Raw genomic sequence first — 679 nt, 5'->3', positions numbered from 1 at the left:
AACCTGATGTCAGTAGCGTGCACGCACGCTGGTGACTCCGGGTGGGCTCAGCCCATGGGCGGCGTGAGGGTGCCCACCGCCCGCCACGCGATCGGTCAGCGCGGCTGCTCGACGATAGCCGCCGTGATGCGGCGCACCACAGGCAGCACCAGCAACAGCGTGGGGAAGGCCACTACCCAGGACAGCGCCCAGGCACTCAGCCACAGGCGCGGGAGGTCCAGCGAGAAGCCCGCCACGCGCACGGTGCTGATCAGGGACACGATGAAGGTCATGAGCAGCGACAACAGCAGTGGCATGACCCAGGCCGCCGAGCGTGCGGGCAATCTGCGCAGCCCGAGGAAGGTCTGGCGGGACGACGGCGGGAGCGAGGAAGGTTGGTTCATTGAAATTCCAGAAAGCAGACCGGTCAAGCAAGGTGCCGCCCCCACCCTGCAGCAGATGCAGGCCAGGGACCACAACCCCGGCAGGGCCGGTGTTGGTTGGCACGTTGATGGACGCAAGAACGTGTTTGCGGTCTTTTCGGGGCCGCGTTGGGGCGCAATCGGGATGAGTGGCTGCTTCGGATGCGCAGCTTGGGCCCATGCCCATGCAAGCAGCCGGGGCATCCAATCGCCCGATTTCGCCCCAACCCTTCGGGCAAGTGCCTTGCCGGGCGGTCTGCGGCGTTGCGGCGCTTGTG

At 66.9% G+C, this 679-nt stretch carries 1 protein-coding gene; it reads right to left on the bottom strand.

All coding sequences use genetic code 11. The features are described 5' to 3' along the window. Positions 1-95: 95 nt before the first annotated feature. Positions 96-383: a DUF2798 domain-containing protein gene (locus ACODS0_RS28005; RefSeq protein WP_121421932.1), complete on the bottom strand. Its 288-nt coding sequence runs from the start codon at positions 381-383 to the stop codon at positions 96-98. Positions 384-679 lie beyond the last annotated feature (296 nt).

This window comes from Acidovorax sp. FG60 (assembly GCF_057808995.1).
This window is presented reverse-complemented; position numbering and strand designations above follow the sequence as displayed.

What these genes read in the sequence shown, in the direction of transcription:
- ACODS0_RS28005 (WP_121421932.1), bottom strand. Translation starts at nt 383, where the DNA reads ATGAACCAACCTTCCTCGCTCCCGCCGTCGTCCCGCCAGACCTTCCTC.